Annotated in this window: 21 protein-coding genes; 12 read left to right on the forward strand and 9 right to left on the reverse strand. The window is 40.1% G+C overall.

What is annotated here, in order from left to right; translation table 11 throughout:
• Positions 1–109 precede the first annotated feature (109 nt).
• The 5 genes from ACFSGI_RS20035 (at position 110) to ACFSGI_RS20055 (ending at position 6,459) form a co-directional block, all read left to right on the forward strand.
• Positions 110–1,429, forward strand: a complete 1,320-nt coding sequence (locus ACFSGI_RS20035; RefSeq protein WP_204825981.1) for an extracellular solute-binding protein — start codon at positions 110–112, stop codon at positions 1,427–1,429.
• Between the two features lie 116 nt (positions 1,430–1,545).
• The gene (locus tag ACFSGI_RS20040; RefSeq protein ID WP_204825982.1) at positions 1,546–2,436 is read left to right on the forward strand and encodes a carbohydrate ABC transporter permease; all 891 of its coding nucleotides are present in this window, start codon (positions 1,546–1,548) and stop codon (positions 2,434–2,436) included.
• 16 nt (positions 2,437–2,452) lie between these two features.
• Positions 2,453–3,277: a carbohydrate ABC transporter permease gene (locus tag ACFSGI_RS20045; protein WP_204825983.1), complete on the forward strand. Its 825-nt coding sequence runs from the start codon at positions 2,453–2,455 to the stop codon at positions 3,275–3,277.
• Positions 3,278–3,425: 148 nt separating this feature from the next.
• Positions 3,426–5,303 (forward strand): cache domain-containing sensor histidine kinase, encoded by a 1,878-nt coding sequence (locus ACFSGI_RS20050; RefSeq protein WP_379284183.1) that lies wholly within the window; start codon positions 3,426–3,428, stop codon positions 5,301–5,303.
• A complete protein-coding gene (locus tag ACFSGI_RS20055; protein ID WP_204825984.1) occupies positions 5,278–6,459 on the forward strand; it encodes a response regulator in 1,182 nt (393 codons plus the stop codon). Before ACFSGI_RS20050 ends, ACFSGI_RS20055 begins: the two co-directional genes overlap by 26 nt.
• A 156-nt stretch (positions 6,460–6,615) precedes the next feature.
• On the opposite strand, the gene ACFSGI_RS20060 is transcribed toward ACFSGI_RS20055, so the two are convergent.
• Both ACFSGI_RS20060 and ACFSGI_RS20065 read right to left on the reverse strand, forming a co-directional pair.
• Complete coding sequence (locus ACFSGI_RS20060; RefSeq protein ID WP_204825985.1) at positions 6,616–7,317, reverse strand: NAD(P)-dependent oxidoreductase; 702 nt, start codon at positions 7,315–7,317, stop codon at positions 6,616–6,618.
• Positions 7,317–7,613: a DUF6509 family protein gene (locus tag ACFSGI_RS20065; RefSeq protein WP_379284186.1), complete on the reverse strand. Its 297-nt coding sequence runs from the start codon at positions 7,611–7,613 to the stop codon at positions 7,317–7,319. The genes ACFSGI_RS20060 and ACFSGI_RS20065 overlap by 1 nt, the downstream gene beginning before the upstream one ends.
• 273 nt (positions 7,614–7,886) lie before the next feature.
• Here ACFSGI_RS20065 and ACFSGI_RS20070 point away from each other — a divergent pair, with 273 nt between their 5' ends.
• The gene (locus ACFSGI_RS20070; RefSeq protein WP_204825986.1) at positions 7,887–8,813 is read left to right on the forward strand and encodes a DMT family transporter; all 927 of its coding nucleotides are present in this window, start codon (positions 7,887–7,889) and stop codon (positions 8,811–8,813) included.
• A 99-nt stretch (positions 8,814–8,912) separates the two neighbouring features.
• On the opposite strand, the gene ACFSGI_RS20075 is transcribed toward ACFSGI_RS20070, so the two are convergent.
• On the reverse strand, positions 8,913–9,680 hold the full coding sequence (locus ACFSGI_RS20075; RefSeq protein ID WP_204825987.1) for an ABC transporter permease: 768 nt from the start codon (positions 9,678–9,680) through the stop codon (positions 8,913–8,915).
• Positions 9,677–10,417, reverse strand: coding sequence for an ATP-binding cassette domain-containing protein (locus tag ACFSGI_RS20080; RefSeq protein WP_379284189.1), 741 nt, complete (start codon positions 10,415–10,417; stop codon positions 9,677–9,679). The genes ACFSGI_RS20075 and ACFSGI_RS20080 overlap by 4 nt, the downstream gene beginning before the upstream one ends.
• Before the next feature lie 143 nt (positions 10,418–10,560).
• On the opposite strand from ACFSGI_RS20080, the gene ACFSGI_RS20085 reads away from it, so the two are divergent.
• Entirely contained in the window at positions 10,561–11,118 is a 558-nt protein-coding gene (locus tag ACFSGI_RS20085) for a guanylate kinase (RefSeq protein WP_204825989.1), read from the forward strand.
• A gap of 140 nt (positions 11,119–11,258) precedes the next feature.
• On the opposite strand, the gene ACFSGI_RS20090 is transcribed toward ACFSGI_RS20085, so the two are convergent.
• The gene (locus tag ACFSGI_RS20090; RefSeq protein ID WP_204825990.1) at positions 11,259–12,140 is read right to left on the reverse strand and encodes an NAD(P)-dependent oxidoreductase; all 882 of its coding nucleotides are present in this window, start codon (positions 12,138–12,140) and stop codon (positions 11,259–11,261) included.
• A 278-nt stretch (positions 12,141–12,418) separates the two neighbouring features.
• On the opposite strand from ACFSGI_RS20090, the gene ACFSGI_RS20095 reads away from it, so the two are divergent.
• Entirely contained in the window at positions 12,419–13,060 is a 642-nt protein-coding gene (locus ACFSGI_RS20095) for an NAD(P)-dependent oxidoreductase (RefSeq protein ID WP_204825991.1), read from the forward strand.
• Positions 13,061–13,290: 230 nt separating this feature from the next.
• Positions 13,291–14,490: an ROK family protein gene (locus ACFSGI_RS20100; protein WP_204825992.1), complete on the forward strand. Its 1,200-nt coding sequence runs from the start codon at positions 13,291–13,293 to the stop codon at positions 14,488–14,490.
• 81 nt (positions 14,491–14,571) lie between these two features.
• On the opposite strand, the gene ACFSGI_RS20105 is transcribed toward ACFSGI_RS20100, so the two are convergent.
• The 3 genes from ACFSGI_RS20105 to ACFSGI_RS20115 form a co-directional block, all read right to left on the reverse strand.
• Positions 14,572–19,563, reverse strand: a complete 4,992-nt coding sequence (locus ACFSGI_RS20105; RefSeq protein ID WP_204825993.1) for a DUF4132 domain-containing protein — start codon at positions 19,561–19,563, stop codon at positions 14,572–14,574.
• 18 nt (positions 19,564–19,581) lie between these two features.
• Positions 19,582–20,001 (reverse strand): hypothetical protein, encoded by a 420-nt coding sequence (locus ACFSGI_RS20110; protein WP_204825994.1) that lies wholly within the window; start codon positions 19,999–20,001, stop codon positions 19,582–19,584.
• 287 nt (positions 20,002–20,288) lie between these two features.
• Positions 20,289–21,092: a VLRF1 family aeRF1-type release factor gene (locus ACFSGI_RS20115; protein WP_204825995.1), complete on the reverse strand. Its 804-nt coding sequence runs from the start codon at positions 21,090–21,092 to the stop codon at positions 20,289–20,291.
• A 262-nt stretch (positions 21,093–21,354) separates the two neighbouring features.
• On the opposite strand from ACFSGI_RS20115, the gene ACFSGI_RS20120 reads away from it, so the two are divergent.
• Both ACFSGI_RS20120 and ACFSGI_RS20125 read left to right on the forward strand, forming a co-directional pair.
• Positions 21,355–22,299 (forward strand): hypothetical protein, encoded by a 945-nt coding sequence (locus ACFSGI_RS20120; protein WP_204825996.1) that lies wholly within the window; start codon positions 21,355–21,357, stop codon positions 22,297–22,299.
• A 107-nt stretch (positions 22,300–22,406) separates the two neighbouring features.
• Positions 22,407–23,225, forward strand: a complete 819-nt coding sequence (locus ACFSGI_RS20125) for an AAA family ATPase (RefSeq protein ID WP_204825997.1) — start codon at positions 22,407–22,409, stop codon at positions 23,223–23,225.
• A gap of 113 nt (positions 23,226–23,338) precedes the next feature.
• Here ACFSGI_RS20125 and ACFSGI_RS20130 read toward each other — a convergent pair whose 3' ends face one another.
• A complete protein-coding gene (locus tag ACFSGI_RS20130) occupies positions 23,339–23,746 on the reverse strand; it encodes a DoxX family protein (protein WP_204825998.1) in 408 nt (135 codons plus the stop codon).
• Positions 23,747–23,946: 200 nt separating this feature from the next.
• On the opposite strand from ACFSGI_RS20130, the gene ACFSGI_RS20135 reads away from it, so the two are divergent.
• Positions 23,947–24,618 carry an NAD(P)H-dependent oxidoreductase gene (locus ACFSGI_RS20135; RefSeq protein WP_204825999.1) on the forward strand — a complete coding sequence of 224 codons (672 nt, stop codon included), beginning with the start codon at positions 23,947–23,949 and terminating at the stop codon, positions 24,616–24,618.
• Positions 24,619–24,774 lie beyond the last annotated feature (156 nt).

Genomic DNA, 24,774 nt, shown 5'->3' on the forward strand with positions numbered 1-24,774 from the left:
ACTATAAATCTTAATTTCACACATTGTTAAAAGTAAGCGCTAACATCATAATAAAGTCATAAACAGTACGTTTTGTACAAATTATCCATTGAGGGGGATATTAAAAGATATGAAAATGCCAAGTAAAACAATAGCTCTGTTATTAGCAGGCGCCATGGCGTTCGGGCTTGCAGGATGCGGTAACAGTGATTCAAGTTCAAGCGATTCAGGAGCGAGTGGAAACAGTGGTGACAAAACGAAAATCACGTTCCAAAATATTTATCCTGATCCAACTACACCAACGTATAAAATGATTCACCAGATCGTTGATCAATATGAAAAAGAACATCCAAATATTGATATCGAACTGGATACGCTAAATACAGATCAACAAAAACTCAAACTCAAAACACAAGCGGCTTCTAAAGAAATCCCTGATATCACAATCGTGAATCCAGCGGCTCAGATGAAACCGTATGTCGATGCAGGCTTGCTTGCTCCATTAAACGATGTGATTGATAAGGGCGGTCTCAAAGATACATATCAAAAAGGGCTGCTTGATTATTACAGCAAAGATGGAAATGTATATGCACTTCCAGACGGTAATAATATCGAAGTCGGTTTTTATAACAAAGCTTTATTTGCCAAAGCAGGTATTGCCGCTCCACCTACAACATTCGATGAGCTACTTGCAGATGTGAAAAAGCTTAAAGATGCAGGTATTACGCCTATCGCAATCGGTGAAAAAGATTCATGGACAGGGTCATTCCTATTTATGAACATCTTGCTTCGTACCAACGGTGGCCCGGGCTTCTTGCAAGATGTAGCAGATGGCAAAAAAACATTTAATGATCCTGCATTCGTAGAAGCTGTCGATGCGTTCCAAAAATTAGTTCAAGCCGGTGCTTTTCCTGAAGGCGCAACATCGATTGACGCTACAGCAGGCGGTAATATGTTCCGTACAGGTCAAGCTGCAATGTTCTTTATCGGAACATGGGAGACTGGCGCAAATGATGGTTCAACTGTTGGTAAAGACGTGAGCGTATTCAAATTCCCAACAGTGAATGGCAAAGGAAATCCAGATGAGTTTATGCTTGCTCCAGGTAGTGCATTTGCTGTATCTGCTAATAGCGAACATTTACAAGAAACCAAAGATTTCTTAAACTATTTTGCACTGAACTTACCTAAAGTATCTTTTGAATTGAAAAATGCGGTCGGTCTAGGTCAAAAAGTAGATGGTGACTTCAAAGCGGCTGGATATTCTCCTCTAGCGATTGATGTACTGGATCTGTTCAAAAATGTAAAAGGTGGCGACCTGTCATTCGATAACACGATGAATCCAGCCGTATCTCAAGTACATTTAAGCAGTATCCAAAGTCTATTTGTACAACAAGTCGATCCAAAACAAATTGCTCAAGAACATCAAGCTGCATTTGAAGCGAATCCTTAAATCAACCTAGAGATAGATATGTAGAAGCGAGGGGGCGTCAACAGCGTCCCCTTCGCTATGAGTAGAATAAGCTAAAGAGAGAAAATACACTTTTGAGTTGGAAGGAGGGAGAAGCCATGAATGTACTAAAAGTACCTGCTCGCACGATTGCTATTTTTGTACTTCCTTGTCTGATCCTTTACATAGGGACGGTGTTTGTTCCTATTCTGGTTTCTTTTTATACGGCGATGTTGGACTGGAATGGGATTTCGGATGCTAAGTTTGTCGGTCTGGCGAATTTCAAAACATTGCTTTTCCATGATCCTAATTTCTGGATGTCAGTGAAGCGTACGATTATGTATGCCGTCTTCTCCATTATTGAGATTCCTTTTTGTTTGCTGTTCGCTATTTTGCTGAATCGCTATGTACGTAAAGGAAATCGTCTGGTTACGCTCTATTTCGTACCGGTTATTTTATCTAACGTTATTTTAGGGCAATTGTGGAAAACGATCTACAACCCGGCTTCGATGGGCGGAATGTTAAATGGTGTGTTGATCAAGCTAGGTCTGGATAGCTGGACACATAGTTGGTTAACAGAACCAGCACTTGCGATGTATGCAATCTACTTTGTATCGTTGTGGCAATATTTTGGTTACCACTTACTGATTCAATTTACAGGGGTACAAAATATACCGGATGAAATCTATGAAGCTGCCAAAATTGATGGTGCCGATGGATTCAAAGCAGATCGTTATATTACGTTCCCGATGGTTGTACCTATTTTCAAAATCTCGGTTGTGCTAGCATTTATCGGATCATTACAAGCATTCGAACTGGTCATGGTTATGACTGGCGGTGGGCCTGCACATGCGACCGATACGATAGCGACGCATATGTATAATATGTCGTTCTTATCTCAGAAGTATGGTTATGGTAGTGCGGTAGCGACATTCCTTGTTATTTTCTGTCTGGTTATCACTGTGATTATCAATGGCGTATTTAACAAAATCGAACGTAAAGTGACGTAGAGGAGGAGAACACGATATGAATAATCTGAAAAAATGGTTCGTGTATCTGCTCTTCGCGATCCTGATCGTTACACAGTTATATCCGCTGTTATGGTTAGTGATGTACTCACTCAAAACGAATGAAGAAATTCTGGGAGGTAGCTTTTTCGCTCTTCCACATATTCCGCAGTGGCATAACTATGCAGATGCGTATACATCCGGTAGTTATCTGAAATATCTAGGAAATAGCGTACTGGTTACAGCAGTTAGTTTGTTCGCAGTTGTTATTTTAAGCTCAATGACTGCTTATGCGATTACGCGCTTCAAATGGAAATACGGGCAATATGTGATGTTGTTATTTTTGCTAGGAATGATGATTCCACTACAAGCGACATTATTGCCACTAATGATTATTTTCAAAAACTTAGACTTACTTAATACACGCTGGTCGATTATTATTCCGTACACAGCGTTTGCGTTACCGATTGCTGTATTTATTTTAAGTGGATTTATGCGGTCGATTCCGACCGATATTGAAGAATCTGCTTTTATGGATGGAGCGAGTGTATACCGGATTTTCCGTAGTATTATTTTGCCGATCTCGGTTCCACCTGTGATGACAGTATGTATTTTAACTTTTATCAATATCTGGAATGAGTATATTGTAGCGGCGACGTTTATTTCATCCGAAGAACTCAAAACATTACCGTTCGGGGTGTATACGTTTGTTAGTCAGTATTCGGTCAATTACGGAAATATCGGAGCATTCCTTGTAATGGGTGCGTTACCGGTTATTATTTTCTACTTTATTTTGTCTGAACGTATCACGAAAGGTATGGTAGCAGGAGCAGTTAAAGGATAATAGTATAAAATGATTTTGCCAGAAGCTACCTTTATTGGTACTATCTCTGTATAGGGACTTGGCGGTAATCATAAAGAGGACCCAATCCTTTTTATGGTTACCGCCCTTTGGCTTTTTTAGCGACCGATGTAGAAAGGAGCATTTCACTTTGTCACGTAGTCTGCATTCGATCCACAATCGATTGTTTATTTTGTTTTTATTCTGTATGGCCGGGATTGTACTGCTGGTCAGTATTCTTTTTTATAACCGTACAACGACTCAATTTCATGAAAAGTTAGGTGAGATTGCGCAGAAAAATGTATCACAAACCGTGGGATTGCTTGATCTTCTACTCGGTAGTTATGATAGTCTGTCCAAATCGATTAGTGCCAATGTTGATATCGTACGTCTGCTCGGTCAGAAGTCTGCTAGTTCACCACAGGTTGAGTATATTAATCAGAATTATATTACAACGATTATGGGAGCGATTTACTTTTCACGAGATGATCTAGTAGGTATTCATGTGATTGGTGAAAATGGCAAAATCTATGACTATAGCAATTCGATGAATGTGATCGATCCTGAATATACCAAGTCGTCATGGTATCAGCAGATTAGTGGGTCATCCGGTCAGATGGTCTGGTTAGGTGTATTTCCTCACTCGATTATTGATCAGGCAGAAGATCAGCCTGTGTTTGCTTTTGGTCGCCCGATATTTAATCTTAATGAACAGCATCAGATTGGAATTGTGCTGGTTGAAGCAAGAGCGGATACTTTTTTGACAGCGATGAATAATTTGAAATTAGGGCCTCATAGCGAAGTGAATATTGTAACAGGAGACGGCAAACATATGCCGACTTCGATCGAACCAAATAGTAAGCCAGGTTCACTACCGCCGAATATTTCGTTGCCACAGTTATCCGGTCAGGTGAATGTACAGCAGAATAATAGCCGTCTGATTGCAGCTTCCAAGCTTGGCACGACCAATTGGACGATTGTCAGTTCCACACCGGATCGTGATCTTAATGTTGAACTGACTCAGACCAAGCGGTATCTATTTATCGTAGTCACTGTGTTGATTGTCGTGTCTGCGCTGATTGCTTTTATCGTGTCTCGTACGATATCTTCACCGCTCAAGCGATTAATTCGGGAAATGAAGCAAGTGGAAAATGGCAACTTTCGCGGTATGGTTACAGTCACATCCTACGAAGAAATCAATTCGCTTGTATTATCGTTTAACCATATGGTCGCTCGTATTGAAGAACTGATCGAACGGGTCAAAGTCTCTTCGGTTAGTGAAAAAAATGCCGAACTTCATGCGCTTCAGTCGCAGGTCAATCCTCACTTTCTCTATAATACACTGGATATGATCTACTGGATGCTCGATGAGAAAGGCAATGATGAACTAGGGGATGTCGTGTTATCGCTATCGCATATGTTCCGGTATAGCAGTCATTGGGAAGATCATGCACTGGTGACATTACGTGAAGAAATCGAACAGATTAGTCATTACCTGACGATTATTACGATGCGACTGGATGGGCGATTGAGCGTAGAGATCGATGTCGAAGAGCAGTGGATGGATCTGCATGTGCCCAAAATGTTATTACAGCCCATTATCGAAAATGCAGTTAAGCATGGTCTGGAAGCGTTAGATCGACCGGGTATTTTGCGAGTAAGAGCAATACCTGATCGAAAATATCTTAATATTATTATTTCAGATAATGGCAAAGGAATGAATGAATCTACATTAGAACGATTACGAGATTCTTTACTTCATCCAACCGATGCTGTGCATCGTGATCGCAAAAGTATCGGTTTACAAAATCTACATCAGCGCCTATCGCATATGTTCGGAATTACTAACGGGATACACATTGAGAGCGCTCTAGACAAAGGAACAGCCGTCAAACTGGTATTGCCGTTATCCGATGCTTCTGCTGTAGCGCAATTCTCTTCACAGACGGTAGAGTCTAAATATTCAGATCAACCGATTTCGATCGATAAAGGAGGTATTGTGCGTGCACATTCTGATTACAGACGATGAAAGTTTTATTCGCGAAGGCATCAAACGTACTATCGAAAGTGTTTTTCCAAATTACCATGTTCATCTGGCTTCATCTGCTGAAGAAGCGGTGTTGATGATGAGTGAGCACCGGATCGATATTATTTTAACCGATATTCTAATGCCTGGAATTAACGGTCTGGAACTGATGCGTATTTCCCGTCATAGTCAGCCCCAAGCGAAATGGATTGTAATCTCGGCACATTCAGAATTTTCCTATGCTCAACAAGCGATGCATCTGGGTGCACGAGACTATCTACTAAAACCGATCGGCAAAAAGAAACTGGTAGAATTAATGGAATCGCTTACGATAGAGATTCGTCAAGAACGAGTCGTTTCTAAAGGTGAAGAAGCGCTCAAAGATGGATTAAACTATTTGCGTGAAGCTGTTTTTCAACGATTAGCTGCCGGGCTTAGTATGGGCAAAATCAGTCTGGATACATTTATCGCAGACTATCCTGAATTTTATCTAATTGTAGTCAATATCGAACAAGGTGAGCGAAGTACCCATTTAGAGCATTTTATTGTAGAAAATGTATTAAATGAATTGATCGATCAGTCAGGACAAGGATTCGTTGTGAGTTTTGATCGCAATAGTCTATTAGGGCTGGTGACACTGCACAATCATGTTCAGATGGAGCAACTGCTAGAACCGTTACAAGAACATTTGCAAAAGTATTTGAAAGTTCCTTTTGTAACCAGACATTCCGGCCCTCACCAAGAGATTGAACAGGTTGCGGTCGAAGTAAATCGCTTACGAGAAGAAAAGATAGAGCCAGTGAATGCGCCCGAAGAAGGAAGCAGTAGCGATCAAGCGATTCAGGTCGCTCTTCAATATATTCGTGCTCATTTTAATGAAGAATTGTCTTTAGAAAAGGTAGCGGCTGTTGTATTTCTCAACCCGATCTATTTCAGTCAATTGTTCAAGCAGAAAACAGGGCAAGGGTACAAAGATTATGTCATCTGTCTACGGATGGAGCAAGCCAAAGTGCTATTGCATAATCCTAAGTTCAAGCTTGCCGATATCGCAGAACAAATCGGCTACACCAATGTAGGGCATTTCACCCAAGTATTTCGCAAAAAATTTATGTTAACTCCGACCGAATATCGAATGCAGGAGAAAATTCTGAATACGTGAGTGTTTTTTAGCTTTTTCAGGGTTTAATTCGACCTTGAATAAGCAACATTCGCGAACTCAATATAGAACATACAAAACCCTAACTTCGCATAGAAGTCAGGGTTTTTATGTGTAATGTTCTTATTTATTGATAAAAATCAAGTGTTAACGCCGAGTCTAATAAGCCAATCCTACCCGATGTCCAATATAACGAGGATCACTTAACTGCTGATACGTGAAATACGCTGTATCTCCCGTCGAAATTGATGCTCCACCTTCAGGCAAAACATCTTGCTCATCACGATAGACACCGGTATACTCTCCATCCGGCAAATACGTTGGACATACCACTGTCCAGTCTAGCCCGGAATCTCGTAACGTCTCATACATCATTCGGTGTTCTTCCGCAGCGCGGGTACTTTTGCGCTTGGATTCAGAAGATTCATAGCGGTATGTATCAGTTTCGATACGGCTTTGTAAAATACCTGCTGTGCCGACTGTAATAATGCGCGCAATCGACTGCTTCTGCATCAGTTCAGCAATGATAGGTGTGCTGACAGATAACGTATTCGTTTTATCGGTGTTCAGTGTACTAATTACAGCTTGTACCCCGTCTAACGCCTTATAAAGATCATTATGGTTTAATGCATTGCCCACGATAACGTGCAGACCCGGAATCTGCTCATTGATGGGTAAAGAGTGATCAATCGCTGATATCGGCTTAGAAGAACCACCCAAATCTTCTGCATATGCTAACAATTGTTCATTTAATTTATCCAGAGAACGTACCAGTACAGTTAGTTCATGTCCATCTTGAAGTGCATATTGCAGAACCGATTGTCCAACACGTCCTGTAGCACCAAGCAGTAATATACGCATTAGTTACTCTCAGCGTTTTTCCAGTTTTGCTCACAAAATGCTGCTAACTCTTGCTCTTCCTCTTCTTCCAGATCGAAATCCAGTACACGATCTGTACCTTTTTCAATAATATCGTAATTGACAATGCCATTACCTGTGTCTTGGACTTTGTAGATGGCACGAATATATAGACCGTTTACCGAGTAAATATCATCTTCTTCATCTACTTCAAAATCAATAAAAAATTCATAGCGTGTGCCCACCAAAATTTCAAAAGGGTCTTTAATCATTTCTACCTGATAACTTGTTATTTCCATTATTCTATTCCTCCTGCATCTATCAAAGATGCGCTTATATTATTCTTATAATGATGTATATACGAAGTGCACAATGATTGCTCAGTGCCGTCTTATTATAACACGATTGCTAGAAGATAGAGGATAGTGAACGTAGCAATTTCTTTTCGCTTGAACAAATGTTTAAAGTCTATTGAACAATTGTAAAAAGCATTGTATACTCGGAAGATACATGACATGTCAGCTTTGCCGTAAATGATCGTCATCCAGATTGGCTTAGAGGAGAGAAATAGAATGAAGGCTTTATCCAAAGGGCAGACTGCTCTGTTTTTAGCATTTTTGATCTTAATGTGGGGCGTGAACTGGCCGTTATCCAAGTTCGCTTTAAATTATGCACCACCTATTTTGTTTTCCGGTATTCGGACATTGATTGCAGGGTTATTGTTGTTGGTTGTCGCTTTACCACGTTTGCGTGATTTACGTTGGAAGCAGACTTGGAAAATCTATGCAATCTCTGCGGTTCTAAATATTATTTTGTTTTACGGTTGTCAGACGATCGGTATCGCTTATATGCCTGCTGGATTGTTCTCGGCAATTGTCTTTTTACAGCCTGTCTTAGTCGGATTCTTATCCTGGTTATGGGTAGGCGAATCAATGAACCCGCTCAAAGCGATTGGTCTGGTCTTAGGTTGTGCAGGCGTAGCGACGATCAGTGCAGGCGGATTCTCCGGTTCGATCTCGGTGATTGGTATTGTATTGGCTCTAGCATCTGCTGTTAGCTGGGGTGTCGGAACCGTCTATGTGAAAAAGGTAGGCGATCGTGTAAATCCGATCTGGTTAGTAACGATCCAATTGATTATGGGTGGAGTCGTAATGACAGCGGTAGGTACAGGTACTGAAAGCTGGGCAGATATTACGTGGAACGCTACATTTATCGGAGTATTGCTGTTTATCTGTATTTTTGCTATCGCCCTAAGCTGGTTATGTTTCTTCCGTCTTGTTGGTTCAGGCGAAGCAAGTACAGTCGGTTCATATACATTTTTGATTCCGTTAGTATCTATTATTCTTAGTGTGCTCTTTATGGGTGAATCGGTAACCGTTAATCTGATTATCGGCTTGATCTTGATCGTTATTAGTATCTTGCTGGTGAATCGTACACCAAAAGAAAAATCCGATCATACGCCTATCGTCAATATCGATACCAAAGAAGTTCATTCGTAATAGTATAAAGAAGTTCAGTAGCATATACGTGTATAAATAAAAAGACTCTTGGATTGAAGATTATTCAATCAGGAGTCTTTTTGGTATCGTCTTGTGTATTTAGCTAGAGGATTCTAACGGTTCAGTCTGTAACTGTTGGTGCTTGTTGAATAAGCTAGGAGCGATAAATAGACTCAGCAAAATACTTGTAATAATCGCTGAAGTCATTGTAGTGAATACAATCAACAATTGAAAACGCACCGCTGTAATCGGATCAGCACCGGCAATAATCTGTCCGGTCATCATACCGGGTAACTGTACCAGTCCAAGTGTTTTCTGACCGTCTATCGTTGGAATCATACTGGAACGAACCGCGCTTTTGAGTACCGGCATTATCGCTTGTCTGGGCGTTCCTCCAAGTGACAGTAGCAAAATAATTTCACGCTGACGTAACGTCACTTCAGAACGTAAACGGTTCACTAATAAGCTTCCCAGTATCATTGAATTGCCGATAATCATACCGCTGATCGGAATAATATAACGTGCAGTTGCTGGAATAATCTCAAACCCTAATAATAGCGACTGTGTTACGATCTCAACAATCACTAATGTCAAAAACACTTTGATCGTCATATAAGGAACCGATTTACCTTTTTTAGATACATTAAGTGAAGCAACAGTAATCATCACTAATAGAAACACACCGACGACCCATAATTGCTCTAAGCCGAAAACAAAATTCAACACATAGCCGATAATCAGCAGTTGAATAGTGGCTCGTAATGTAGCGATCAGTACATCTTTTTCCAGACCTAATTTGAAAGAACGAGACAATACTACAGCAAATAACACAAAACATAAAGAAAGCGTTAATGCAATTATTGTCATTGTAGTTCACCTTTGATAAATCGCTGTGCTTCTTCTGTCTGTGGATGTGCAAAAAAGTCGGCAGTTGGTCGCTGTTCTAACAATTGTCCATTCATCAAAAACCATGTTTCTTGCCCGACCCGTTGCGCTTGTTCCATCTGATGGGTGACCCAGATTAACGTTATACCGGATTCACGCTGGATCTCGAGTAACAATAGCTCGACTTCTCGTACAGAAGAAGGATCAAGAGCAGAAGTAATCTCGTCGAGTAGCAAAATCTGCGGTCGATTAGCAAGTGTGCGTGCTAGAGCTAACCGTTGTTTTTGACCACCTGAAAGGTCTTGTACTTGCTGATGAAGCACCTGTGCAGACAAGCCTACTTGTTCGATAAGAGTCGCAGGATTACCGATATCGGTTCCATGTAATCGCTGAGAAGTCTGTAAATTATAAAGAGCAGTTCCTTGTACCATCGGAGCATCTTGAAATACAATTCCTACATTTCGGCGTAATTCAGTAATCGACCATGTCTGTATCTCTTTGCCTTGAATATATAATTGCCCAGAGTCTGGTGTAAGCAGTAGATTGCATAGTGATAGCAATGTACTTTTACCTGAACCGGAAGGACCTACCAGTGTAGTAATCGAACCTTGTCTAATAGTTCCGTTAATCTTGTCCAATACAGGTGTAGCTTGTTTTACATGGGGAAAAGATTTAGAAATATTCTGAAATTGAACCGCATATGTAGATGATAATGTCATCTGTGTATCAATCATCCTTTCCGTCTATGGCTACGTATTATTGTAGTATAAATGCGTTTGGGACAACAGAAAGATTATGTAGTGTATCTTTTGGTATACTGAGGATACAAACAAGAAGAAATACAGATGCAGGAGGATCGAAAATGTCATTTTCAATCGTTGTTTTTCAAGGCCCCAGTGCATCAGGCAAAAGCACATTACAAGCACGATTAGGAGTACCCAAAATTGTCACATGGACATCCCGTCAACCACGAGCAGGTGAGCAAGATGGGGTTGATTATCATTTTGCGACCAGAGAACACATCGAGCTTATGTTTCGTCAAGGATTGATGTTAGAAATGAGTGAATATCGTAATAATCTGTACGGTACATCGATCAGTTCAATTGAAGATGCTGGCAAAGATGGACAGGTACGTTCTACAGTGATGGACGCGCCAGGAGCTAAGCTGGTCAAAAAAAAATGGGGCGACCGGGTATTGCTTATCGGAGTACTAGCAGATCGTGAGCAACTAGCAAAACGATTATTCGACCGTAAAGTCAGTATTGAGGAACAAACGCAACGACTTCAGAGTTATGATCAGGAACGTGCGGCATTATCGGAATGTGATCTGATTATTCATAATTCAGAAGGGCAATTACGTACAGCGGAAAAAGTAATCGACTATATTCGAGAAGGCATTACTCGTACAGCGCGCAAATAAATTCAGCTTACCGATAGCATCAAGATCAATACAAAAAGAATCATTGATACCACTATAATCAGATAAAATCCTCCTATAAAGTCAGCAAGCTATACTGACTTTATAGGAGGATTTTTTTGTGTCTTTTACATTATTAAGGTTTATGATTGATCGGCGTGACGTTCTTGCAGTTCAAGCCAGATAGCGGCTAGATCCAGTTCACCTTTACCATTTTCATTGGCTTCACGATAAGTCTGATCTGCGGCTTGAGCTAGTGGCAATTGTACATGTAATCTTTTGGCTTCATTCGTCAGTAAGCCTAGATCTTTGGAGATTAGACTTAACATAAATGCGGCTGGAAATTCGTTGTTGATAAACATATCTTTTTTACCCGCTAATAACGGTGTGGCTACAGCAGATTCACCGAACATTTCTAATACTTGTTCACGTTGCAGTCCAGAACGTTCGGCGATTAATAGAGATTCGGCAATCGCTTGCGTAGAAATGCCTAACAATAAATTGATCGATAATTTGGCAGAGCTACCATGACCGACTTCGCCGAAATGGATCGTTTTTTTACCTAAAATATCAAAAAACGGTTGGCAAGCCTGAATATCTTCAGTCTGACCACCTGCCAGAATAACCAGATTTCCTTGTTCTGCCGGAGCCACCGAGCCGGATACCGGAGCATCTATATACATTGCTCCTTTGGCTGTAATCTGCTCCGCGAAATCTTTGGCTTCTTCAGGGCTGATCGTACTCATATTGATCACATACATACCTGCACGTAGCTGATTAAGAATGCCTTGATCTCCTGTTAATACATTATCGATCGCGTCTTTTTTGGTCAACATAATAAAAACAACTTCGGCTTGAACAGTCGCTTCGGCAGGGGTAGCATATAGTGTTGCTCCTGCACTTTCTAACGGCTTCGCCCGTTCATTGGTGCGATTGTAGACGTGTAATGTATATCCTTCTTTGAGCAAATTATGAGCCATAGGTAAGCCCATATGCCCTGTTCCGATCCACGCTATATTTTTCATAATGACACTCCTTAGATTTGGATACTATCGTGTAATTGACGGTATCGTTTGTTTAGAATAATCGTCCTAATGGTACTAATGTATGAATACCCAATTTCACTGCTATCTATCCGTTATTATAAATAGTTATTGTTAATCCGACGATAATAGTTGACATTATAACAGCCTGTAACTATAATTGTTACATGTAAGGGTTAATGTATATCACAGCTTGATAGCTACACATATAGAAAGTACGTATTTCGTCAGACCACACAAATTACATGGAGGTTTTAGATATGAAAATCGCAGTTATTGGTGCAACAGGTAAAGCAGGATCATTGATCGTTGAAGAAGCTTTGAGCAGAGGACACGAAGTTACAGCTATCGTACGTAGCGCTTCTAAAGTGCAAAACGATAAAGTAAACGTAGTTGAAAAAGAAGTATTAGATCTAACCACTGAAGATATTAAAGGCTACGATATTTTAGTAAATGCGTATGGTGCTCCACAAGGACAAGAAGAATCTCATATCACTGTAGGTCAATCGTTGATCAACATTTTGAAAGGTGCTCCTGATACTCGCTTAATCGTTGTAGGTGGTGCAGGTAGTCTGTATGTGGACGATGCTCAATCTGTACGTCTTATCGATACACCGGACTTCCCTGACGCTTACAAACCAACAGCATCGAATCAAGGTAAAAACTTGGACGATTTGAAAGCATCGAGCGGTATTCAATGGACATTTTTAAGCCCGGCAGCGTTTTTTGATGCACAAGGCCCACGCACAGGTTCTTATACAGCCGGTGGCGAGAAAATGATCGTTAACAAGGAAGGCAACAGCTATATCAGTTATGCTGATTATGCGATTGCGATTGTAGACGAAGCAGAAAAAGCAGCACATGTGAATAAACGCTTTAGTGTAGTTGGCGAAGCGAAATAATAATTTGCAACTCAAAATCTGTGTATGATGTTATCTTGGTAGATATCATCGCACGCTAGAGAATAAGTATCATATCACCGACCTCTTTCCTGATCATAGGGAAGAGGTTTTTTTGATAATAGTATTTCTCTATTTTCATGCAATAAATACATAGCATTCCCTGTAAAAACCATATATAATAAGTGAAAAACAATTCCGATCAGAATTGTAGGGAAAACGGTGGGATTATTATGGGTAAGCATATTAAAGGCGTAACCTCCATCAAAAAAGCAGTTTATGACCGAATCGCGATGCAGGACGATATATCCAAAGCAGAAATAATGAATGAATTTCAGATGACTAGCAGTAGCCTGACTCGACTTCTGGAAGAAATGACGAATGAAGGTTGGATTATGGAGTCTGGATTCGGTCAATCGACAGGTGGAAGACGACCGATTTTGTATCGAATCAACGCGAATTTCCGCTATATTTTTGGTCTGGATATTTCACGTATTTATTCGGTGCTAGGCTTATATGATATGCGGATGCAACCGTTAGCGATGGTGCGCTGGTCTATGGATGAAAGTATGACACCTCAGCGGTTAGTTCAGCATGTTCAGCAACAAGTAGCACAGATGTTAGCAGAGCAAGGGATAGCACCAGAATTAGTGATAGGAATGGGTGTAGGTGCAGTAGGCCCGCTTAGTCGTGAGCAAGGAAAAATACTTAATCCACTATACTTTGCCGCTCCCGGGTGGAAAGATGTTCCGCTACGGCGCTGGTTAGAAGAAGCAACAGGATTATCTGTTACTCTTGAAAATGGAGCCAATACTGCGTTGACAGGAGAGCACTGGATGGTACGTGATGAACATATCCAGCATATGTTGTATGTGCATGTCGGTACAGGTCTGCGGTCTGCGATGATGTCTAACGGACATGTGGTGCATGGCGCTGTTGATATGGAAGGCTCGATCGGACAGATGATTATTCAGACAGATGGCCCGCGACTTCATGGTACAGGCAATTATGGAGCGTTAGAAGCTTTTGCCTCGGTACAAGCGTTAGAACAACAAGTTCGAGCACGCAGTAAAATGGGACGCGATGTATGGAACGGCAATGTAGCAGTTAAGCCAGAAGCGATTAATTTTACAACACTGGTACAATCGCTAGAAACAGGCAATGATTATATCAAAGAAATTTTTGCACAATCTGCGGCTTATATGGGAATTGGTCTAGCGAATCTAATTAATATTTTACATCCTGAAAAGATTATTCTTGGCGGCGTACTAATCAATTCACATGATCTGTTCTACAATACAGCGATTGCGGTCGCCGAGCAGAATATCTATTATTCGAACAGCTATCGACCTGTTTTTTCTAAAGGAATATTGGAAGAAAATGCAGTCGCTACAGGAGCAGCAGTGATGGTCTGGCATGAGATGGATTTGTAAGTGGAAAAAACCTCTGATCTTCTTTCTAGTATTACATTAGAAAGAGTTATCAGAGGTTTTTTTAGATTTTTTTAGATAACGTTATAAAGATTTCTGCGGTTGAAGCTGTGCCAGAATCTGTGGATCTTTGATCTTGTTATCTTGCGCAAGCATCACGATCTTGGACAAAATCTCTGCTGTTCTCGGGTCTTCATCCATAAATGGTAAAAATAATCGTCCACGATGTTGAGAATGAACAGGAATAATATGCAGAGCACTAGCGGCTTGTTGATACACGATCGCACTACCAAGATGCACACTATAGTTGCCCAGACTTCCTGCTATACGAGCATGGTTGCCTTCGATCTGTACATTATCGATACGCAGTAGACGTAACGATTCTTCGACGATCACACGACGCATTTCAATCGTTGTTAAGCTTGTTTCTGGATCTACACCGCCTACATGAGCTACACTGACTACCAGATCAACATCGCGCATAATCTCAGAGAAAATAAGTGGCGATACTTGATCAAAAGGCAACATTTTATACGTACCACGATTATAAAATTGTACCGTCTCTAATGTAGGTGCTTCGGTATCGGCAGGTGAGAACCAATCAGCGAGTGCATACAGATTCGCAATAATATTTTCTTTGTAATACACTTTCTGCAATCCTTCTTCGTAACTAACTGTCCAACCTCTTCCACGCAATAAAGCGACCGCTTTGTTCGGTTGAATCTGATAACCCGCATAACGGCGAGATAATGTACCGTTAGCTTTTTCATCTTCGTTAGGCATATACAATTCGCGGAATACTTGCTTAAATGGCTGACGTTGCTGACGGTCAAACAGATCACGTTGATACAGACTCCATTGACCACTTTCATAAAAATGAACAGGATGAGCAATAATCACTTGATCATCTAATTGTAACGAATGCTCTACACCGTCTGGACTTCGCAATACAGACGCGTTTCCATCCAGATAACCAAGACTGTTGTTTGTTTGTAATACCAGACTATTGACCAGTGGAGCAAGAACTGGATTATGTGATAATTTGATCAATTCATCTGCTGTAAAAGTAGTGCTATTAGTCATGGAACGTTCCAATTCTTGACGAGCACGACGATATTGATCGGTCAGTTCAGACTTCACTTCTTTGAGACGAATGATATACTCATTTTTATTCAGACGTGCAGGAACCGATTTGAGTGGCTTCTCTTGCTTGATCGCTGTTAAGCTCGTCTGTCCTTCGCTATCAATCACCAGAGATACTTGCAGACCTTCCTCAATCTCGTGTGGTTCAAAATAACTGAGCAAATCATCCAACTTGCGTGATTCCATATCCCATTGTAAACGGGTGACATCGGTATACCCTGCATTACGAGCCAGATTATCTAGCGCAATCGCAGATACTGTTCCTTCACTAGCACGACGTTGTGCGCCAAACGTTTTACTTTGCTTTAAGAACAATTGAATAAATTCATACCGCTGACGAATATCCGCATCACGCTTAGTGCCTGAAGCGAGTGGAATCAAGCTATAAGCCAGCAACTGATCTTTGTTACGCTTATCCGCTACCGATTGCTGAATCGATGCTAGATCAAGCTTACCGAGTACAGCATCTGCAAACAGTTGACTGCGACGATGATTGGAGCCTGCCGAGATATATTTAGCACAATCGTATAAGATATCAAATCGTTCTGCACCTAATTCATCATAAGCTTGACGGAACCAGACGATATCGAACGCGCCATCATTGAATTCTTGTGGTGAGATGGGCGAATAATGCGCGACAATCGTTTCTTTTTCCGCTGAAAATGTCTCATTGATATGTGCATGGAAATACCATGCCGCACTACGTAGACCTTTCCAACCTAGATGTTTGGCGATGATTTCGATCCATTGAGGAGCATACATCGCTGCTTCTAATAATTTCTTATCATCAATTGGATATTGCTGAAGTAACAATTCTAATTTTTGCTCATCTTCGCCTTCTAAAGGATACGTGTTTTTGAGCAAATGACTGAATGTTTCTTTCTTCGTAATACTATTGCCATAACCGTAAATATAGCCGCGTACAAACGTTTCTTTTTGTAGATTCGAAAGAATACGTACAAACACTTCAGTGCCTTCTACACGTTCAATATTCATTGCCAGTGAAGTCACACCAGTAACCAATTCTCCGCGACTAAGTTCGATTTCCAAAATGCGAGCAAGCACAGCATCCCGAATTGGAATCATTTTAGGATATTCTTTGAGATTAATATGGCTAGCATACTTGGTATGTTGAGATGTTAATTCTCGAATAAACTGACGACTGAGATCGCTGTTCATGATTTTGGAATAGATTTCATTATCGCTGATTTTGTCCCATTCATAAGCACGTGCATAATCCGTTGTACCGAGTAGACCCTCCTGACCATAATAAAATTCCAATGTATAAAAAATATGGAACATTTGCATTGATGATTCTTGATCGTAGAGACGACTGCGTACTAATAGACGCCACGGTGAAATCAAAAATTGGAACAGACCGCTTTCTTCTTTTAACTTTTCTTGCGGGAATGTATACATCATTTTAATCAGAGCATCCCGAACCATAGCAAAAGTCGATTCTTTATCACTATCTTCCAGATAAGCCCGGATAAGTTCCCCCAATTGTTGACGATACGGAAGATTTTTGTAGAATGTCTGTACTTCTAAGATTTGTTCTAATGGATAAATAGATTCGATAAATGTTTTGCGCCAGCCTTCTAATAATGTATGTTTGCCTAGCTCCGTATAGTCCATTTGATCGGAGAAATACCTGTATAGATCGCGCAATGTCTGATCATACATTTCAGATTGAGTGTACACATACAACTGTAATATACCTTCTGCTGACAGTTCACTTTGTTGTAGATAATTTTTCCATACTTCTGGTAAAGGATAGCGATCTAGTTGAGGAGTTTTTTCATCCTCAGCTTGATTGTACCAATTTGCATTGAGTTGATTACCAAGCAACATCGTTTCTTTATAACCACTATAGTATTCGACTGTATACTCATGATCTCGATGTTCATGTACCAGATCATTCAATCCTTGTAGAAAATCGGTGATACGCTTCGGTTCAATTGTAAATACATCACGATTCAACTGGAAATCAGGTTGTTCTGGTTTTTCTTTTAACCAGGTATCCATCATTTGTGGATCGAATAATCCAAAGCCATTGGATTCGTTATATTCTTCTGATGAACCTAATTTATTAATCAATACTTGTTCTTTGGCTGTGGGTTGAGATATGTTTTCGATCAAGGGAAGCAAACGTTCATACTGCTCCGAGCGCTCTGGTTTGCTTTGTAATTCGCTGATCGTCTCCAGTCCAGCTAGACGTTGCAATTCGCTTTTACTTTGGATTAGACGTTCAACTGTAGCGTCTAGTGAATCCGCAGGTTGAGTGAGTAGCAATTCAATAGAACCTTGACGCAATGAACCTGTTTTGAGTTTGAGTAGATTTTCAATAGCTTGTAATTCAGAATCAGTTAAAATAAGCTTTTTCGCTTGTTTTAACGCTACCTCGCGGTTAGACATACTTTTATCAGACAGCGAAGCAAACACAAATTGGCGTTGTTCCGGTGCATTTGTATTGGAAAGATAATGTTGCAGGATTGTTCCCCGTAGATCAGGGCTTAATTTATCTTTTAACTCTAAAATCTCACTGATCCATTGTTCATCCATATCATAGGCGGCTAGATACAGCATTTTTTTGACAGGCAGATCGGCAGAATAGCTTACCTGTACAAAATCAAGCACGCTTGATGGAAACGAAATTTCGCGTCCATTCAGACTTAAAAATAGATTGCGAAAATGTTCAAAATCACGTCTGCGTACTTCTTTATCTTCTAATAAAGGAGTACGAGGAACGACCAGTTGAAGTGCTGCCGTATCATTTAGCGTTTCCCATGAGTAGGAGCACTCATAATCATAATTTACCAGTACCCAGTAGCGTAACTCATCATCTTCTTCAGCTAAATGGGGCTCTGCAATCCGTAGACGCAAATCTTTATTTTGACTATTACGAAGCACATAGAGCGCTACAATCTTCTGATAACGTGCTCCTGTATCCATTAGATGTTGAATGCGATCATAGACATCTTGTTCTTCATGTACCGCTGTTGCCCAGAGACTCATATAGATATGATTCGCATTCTCACTGCTTAACCATTGTTCTCGCACTGCACGATCTGTTAATGCCTCATAGGCTTGTGTAATCAGTTGCTTGGACAGACGTGTATTCGTTGCTTCTAGATTAATGCCTGTCCATGTGCCTAATGCACGCACAATAGAGCTATAACGAATCAGATCATGTTCAATAATCGTCTGTAGTAGAGTCATTGTGGCTTCTAAAGTACCTTCATCCAGTTGCTCGACAATACTTTGACGCAGACCTTCTTGCAGACGAGCCGCGATCAATAACTCGCTAATCATCTTGTATGCTTCAGGTTGATGACTCATCAGCATCCCTTCAATCATCAAGCGGTCGAATAGAGCAGTCTGGTTATCACCATAAATAATGTCATGTAACGCTTGCTTCACTTCAGCATGATTATGATCCCATGCGTAAGCGATATGGATCGCAATTGCATCTTTTTGTACACGATAATCTTTGTTAAGCGGATAATCGCGTTCAGTCAAATACGTCATCAGATCAAACTCATACGCATTCAGGAAAAAGAGAGACACGAGTTGAGTTACGATGGGTTCTATATGTAAAGAGATATCTGTAGTGCGATAAGGACGACGATAATAACCTACACTATACGGATACTCGGTCGCATGTTCTGTAACATAACGAAATCTATCCGCAGTCGCTTGATCTGACAAATGTTCTACGACTTCAATTAAAGGTTCAAATGACACATTCTGTTGGTCACTGTGTACCCCTAATAACTGTTTTAATTGCTTGATTTCGTCCTCACTATTACTGATATAGGTATGCTCGTAAAAGTGTACACACCACTGAGCAATCTGCTGTTGTTGACCTGTAAGTTTGGCAGTCGCCGTTTGCAAATGTGTAAGATATTCATCGTAATAATTGCGTTCACTCATAATCGATAATCCCCTTTCTTACCATAGGCTTCCAGCCAGCATTGTAAATCGAATAAAAGCAACATCATCTCCGTCAGATAATTGAACAGCATCGTCCAGATGTTCGATTTCCTGTTCACCAATAAATACTTTATACAGTCCATCTTCAAAAGCTAATAAAGCCGCTTCAATCGCAGAAGATTCATCTGGCACACGATCATCATGAATATGCCTAAAGCCTACTTTGCCGGCTTCTCCTTGTTCAGTGACCTGCTCGGGTGTTAAGTAAGACAGCAGTGAAGATTGCTGTTGTCGCTCGGTAAATGCTCGTACATTTTCTTTGACCACTTCGGTTAAAAAGTCGCGCAAAGTGATAGGCATCTGAAGGATATCCAGAGGTTCGCGTGTCAGTGCATTTTTGCGTTTGCCTAGACTTTTGACAGTAACATAGATACGCATAAGTATATTTCCTCCTTTGCTTGGGATAAGTTATATACACAGTAGATAACCGTTCTATCTACGTTGTTAAACGATAAATGATCTTTTAAGTGTATACGAAACATAATACTTAAATCCACCATACCACAAAATTTAAAATAGAACAAATGTTCCTGTTTTGAATCACTAAAAAAGCCTTCTATCGATGGGGTATATACCATCCAATAGAAGGCTGTTATTTTCACTATCACATATCTTCAAAAATAAAGACAATAGATATCGTTCATTCAACATCATTTCATTATAGATTAGGATTGAAGCACAGCGTAAGCTTCTTGTAACACTTCACGTGATTTCATATTGTTTAGATTTTTGGGAACAATATGAATAGGTGTAGTTGTATGCAGAGCTTCTTTGACATGAGAAGCCGCAGCTTTTTCACCGCTTAAAATAATTTCTTGCCACTGTTTTTCTCTAGCCATACGTTCAATAATCGGAGTCAATCGTTTTACCCAGCGAGCTTGATCGACTTCCCAACGTTCTTTGTAATCTTCACGTTGTTTGTTCACCGTTGACTTGAGATCGCTTGTACTTTGACTTGGACGTTCACGCCACTCATCATTCACAATATCCCATTCAAAATAAGATTCATTGCTAATCTCACAAAGCAGACTATCAATAATCGTTACCGAATCACTGCTCAGTTGTACGATACCCGCAGCAGGGCATTTAGACGTAATCGCATGTAATTCTTCCAAACGTGCCTCTGCTTCATAGTAAAAAGCATTCGATAATCCTACCTGTACTTTTTCGCAAAAGAATAATCCACCAGAGGAATCCGCTACGATAATCAGACCTTTTTTCATATCATTCCGACTGTTTTCCACGCGTTCTTCGACTTTGGACTGTAGAGCAAGTAGGCTATCTAAATGTCTACGTTCGTCACCGGCTTCAGTGTATTCAGCGAGCTTTTTGAAACCGTTCTTGAGGTGTAGCTTCCATTCCGGCTGGGTGCTGGCAGTTGGTTCGGTGTTCAGATAGATGGTCAAAAACCGTTCTGCTGCATTAGCAGAGTACTTCTGAAGTGCTTTCCAATTTTCCATAAATCCCATTAGTTTGTACCTCCTCAAAGAGAGTTCCTTCTGTACTTACCCGTTTACACTTAAATTAAACAATAACTGTAAATAAGAAGTCAAATTTCGCCCTGTTACACTAGAAAATATAGCAAAATAGGAGTGAAAAATTATAAAATTAGGAATAGGAAGTATTTACTAAAAGTAGGAATGTTCAGGAAATGTTCAGAAGAATATATTATACTAAAAGTAATCTTATATTCCATATTATAACATTTATCTGGTAAAGGAGATCATGGGGATGAAAGTACATTCACTGATTCAAAAAATAAACAAATATATCAATAATCCTGTAGTTATGGTAGCATCCCTTTCGATTGTAGCTATAACGACGACTTCTTTTTTACCTATACAATTAACCAATCAGCATCAAGGCAACAAAGCGTATGCGATGATGAGTGAAGATCAATCCGGTGAAGTCACTCAATTTCAAAATGAATATCAAGCTGAACCTTCTGTAACTATTCCTACAGAAGCACCAAGCTTGACTAATATTATACCAGATCAACCTATGATTCAGCCTTTTGCTGATGAATCAGTTGTTGGAACAATTGTATCTGAAGCACTTCTGCATACCGATCAAAAAGGGCATCCTGTTTCTATGCAAGTTCAACGTGAACTTAAAGATCATGAATATATGCAAGATACCGCCAAAATAGATATTAAAGAAGCGGCTTTGACTGTAGATATGTTACGTAGAGATACAGGAAGTACAGCTTACTTGAGTATGCCTGCTCCTTCAGAAATGCCTCCTGCGGTCGATCTAGCGGTAGTATTAACATCACGCGCTCAAAAATTGTTTGCTGATTCCCAATTGGGGATTAGTATACAAGCCTGGCATGGTAGAATGACTATTCCTCAGCAGGTATTACAATCCGACCCTACAGATATGACCATTCGGTTGGGTAGTGATCGTCAAATTGTTTCACCATCAGGCGCATTAGGAACTACTTTAAAAGTTGTAGTTCCAGATACAAGTTCGCCCCAAGACGTATGGATCGCTCTTCCATTGCCTGAAAAAAAATTAACAGCATCTCAGCTTACTCGTCTAGCAGTCTGTGCAGAATATGAAGATGGAACGCAACAGTATTTGAAAGGTAAAGTAACCAAGTATACTCCAACGACTCAAGCGATTCAATTTGCTACCCATCAATCAGGCAACTACACTATCGTTCTTACAAAATAGATGATATTTCTAAAAAGAAAAGACTGGTTCTTCCTAGCAAAACTTGTTAAACTGTTTAATAGTAATAATTACTATTAATAAAGTGGAGCAAGGAGTTGTTACCAGATATGAACAAAACCAATAAAAATAATAGCCGTTTACCCAAAGCAAAAGGGACAGATATGGCTACTGTATATATGCCTAAAGAATGTGCTCGCAAAGTTAGACATATCGTTTTAAATGAGTGTAATCAACGCATTATCGATGAATTTATGATGATCTTGGATATGAAAGAAAAGTTTATCGAACAAGATGTACCGATGCCTAATAAATTAGTGATGTCAGGCCCTCCGGGAACAGGCAAAACGCTGACTGCTTTTTATATCGCCGAACGTCTACAATTTCCACTGGTACTTGTTCGGTTGGATACGATTATTCATAGTCATTTAGGAGAAACAGCTTCAAATATTCGGAAAATATTTGATTTTGCTCGTCTTTCGCCATGTGTGTTATTTCTAGATGAATTTGATGCGATTGCACGTACACGCGATAACAATGATGAAGTGAAAGAGATGTCGCGGGTTGTAAATACGTTATTGCAATGTATGGATGAATTTGAAGGAGAAAGTATTCTAGTAGCGGCGACTAATCTAGCAGATGAGTTGGATCATGCCGTCTGGCGCCGGTTTGATACGAAGATGGATTATGATATGCCTTCCGAGCAAGATCGTCAGCAGTATATTCATTTATTGATCGGTTCATTTGCTACGATGGGAAGTCTGGAACAATCGGCTTCAGCGATGTTGCAAGGATGTAGCTTTGCAGATATTGAACAGATTGTACTCAAAGCCAAGCGTAAAGCGATTATCGAAGATAGCGCATTAACATTGAATCAATTACAGACAGCGTATCAAGAGTACAATCCCAAAGTTCATGCATATGTATAAATGAAAAAAAAGCACTGGCAACGATTATGCACCAGTGCTTTTTCTTATGGTACGCCTATAGAACTCATCAAAGGTCTGCTAGTAGAAGCTACATGCCAGATTAGATTATCGACTTAGTCTGTACGCGGCTTCGGTGGACGGGTACACCATAGAATCCACCAGATCATTAAAGGTTGAAAAATCAAGCGAATCCATAGAGCAGCAGGATCGGTATAAGCTTGACCCGGTGCTGGAATCTGGTAAATCGCTGCATAAATATTCGCTGGAAAAATCAAAACTAAATACCAGGCTGTCCATACACCGGCACGTTGTCGCCAGGCAGGAATTAAGATCAGAATTGCTAATACTAACTCGATAATCCCTGTCAAAATAATCAATGTGCTTTTGAAAGGAACAAAAGCAGGTAATAATTTGGCAAATCCATCGACTTCAATAAAGTGAGCGACACAGGCCGCTATAAAAAAGAGCGCAAAGATAAAGCGTGCAATTGTACGTGGCACTGTAGTTGGATATGTAGTCATAAGTCATCTCCTTTATAGTATGTCTAACGTATATCATAACAGTCATATGTATATATTAAACCAATCGTCACAAATTGAATGTGATCCAATTGACTACACTGAATATAAACGTTATACTATCTTTGGTATTTAAAAGTAAGTATGTTATATATCGTGCGTATTATTATAGAGAATACATTATAGATATAGGAGAGATACCCATGAATAAAGAACAACGTAAACAAGAGATTTTGCAAGCTTATGAAGCAAGACATGCTACCAAAGCATTTGACCCGGAACAAAAAATCTCGGAAGACGATTTTGAATTTATTTTACAAACAGGTCGTTTATCACCAAGTTCTGTTGGTTCAGAGCCTTGGAAATTTCTAGTGATCCAAAACCCGGAATTGCGTGAAAAATTACGTGAATTCACCTGGGGTGCACAAGGTCAATTACCTACAGCAAGTCACTTTGTTGTAATTTTGGCGCGTAATGATGTGCGTTATGATTCTGATTATTTGCGTGATCAAATGATCGAAGTAAAGCAAATGCCAGCAGAAATGTTTGAAACGATTCTTCCTCGTTATAAAGAGTTCCAAGAAAGAGACTTGAACTTGCTTGAAAGCGAACGTGCTTTATTTGACTGGGCTTCCAAACAAACTTATATTGCACTAGGTAATATGATGACGGCTGCGGCAGAAATCGGGATCGATTCTTGTCCGATCGAAGGATTCCAAAAAGAAGCGGTTGAACAAATTTTGAGCGATGCAGGTCTAATGGGTAACGGTGAGTATGGCGTAAGTGTTATGGCTGCTTTCGGCTACCGTACCGAAAAAGAATTGCGTCCTAAAGCAAGAAGAGGCTTAGACGAAATCGTACAATGGGTGAAATAAGAAACTGAATATTCACTATAAATATACAAAAAGACCCAAATGTTTGGGTCTTTTTTGCGTTTAAGCAGGTATTTGATTTATATAGATAATATCGTATATGTGAAAATGATTAACCTTAAAATAGTATTATTATCTAATAAATGTTAAATTTAAAAA

It is taken from the genome of Paenibacillus nicotianae, from assembly GCF_042681745.1.
Lineage (GTDB): Bacteria > Bacillota > Bacilli > Paenibacillales > Paenibacillaceae > Saccharibacillus > Saccharibacillus nicotianae.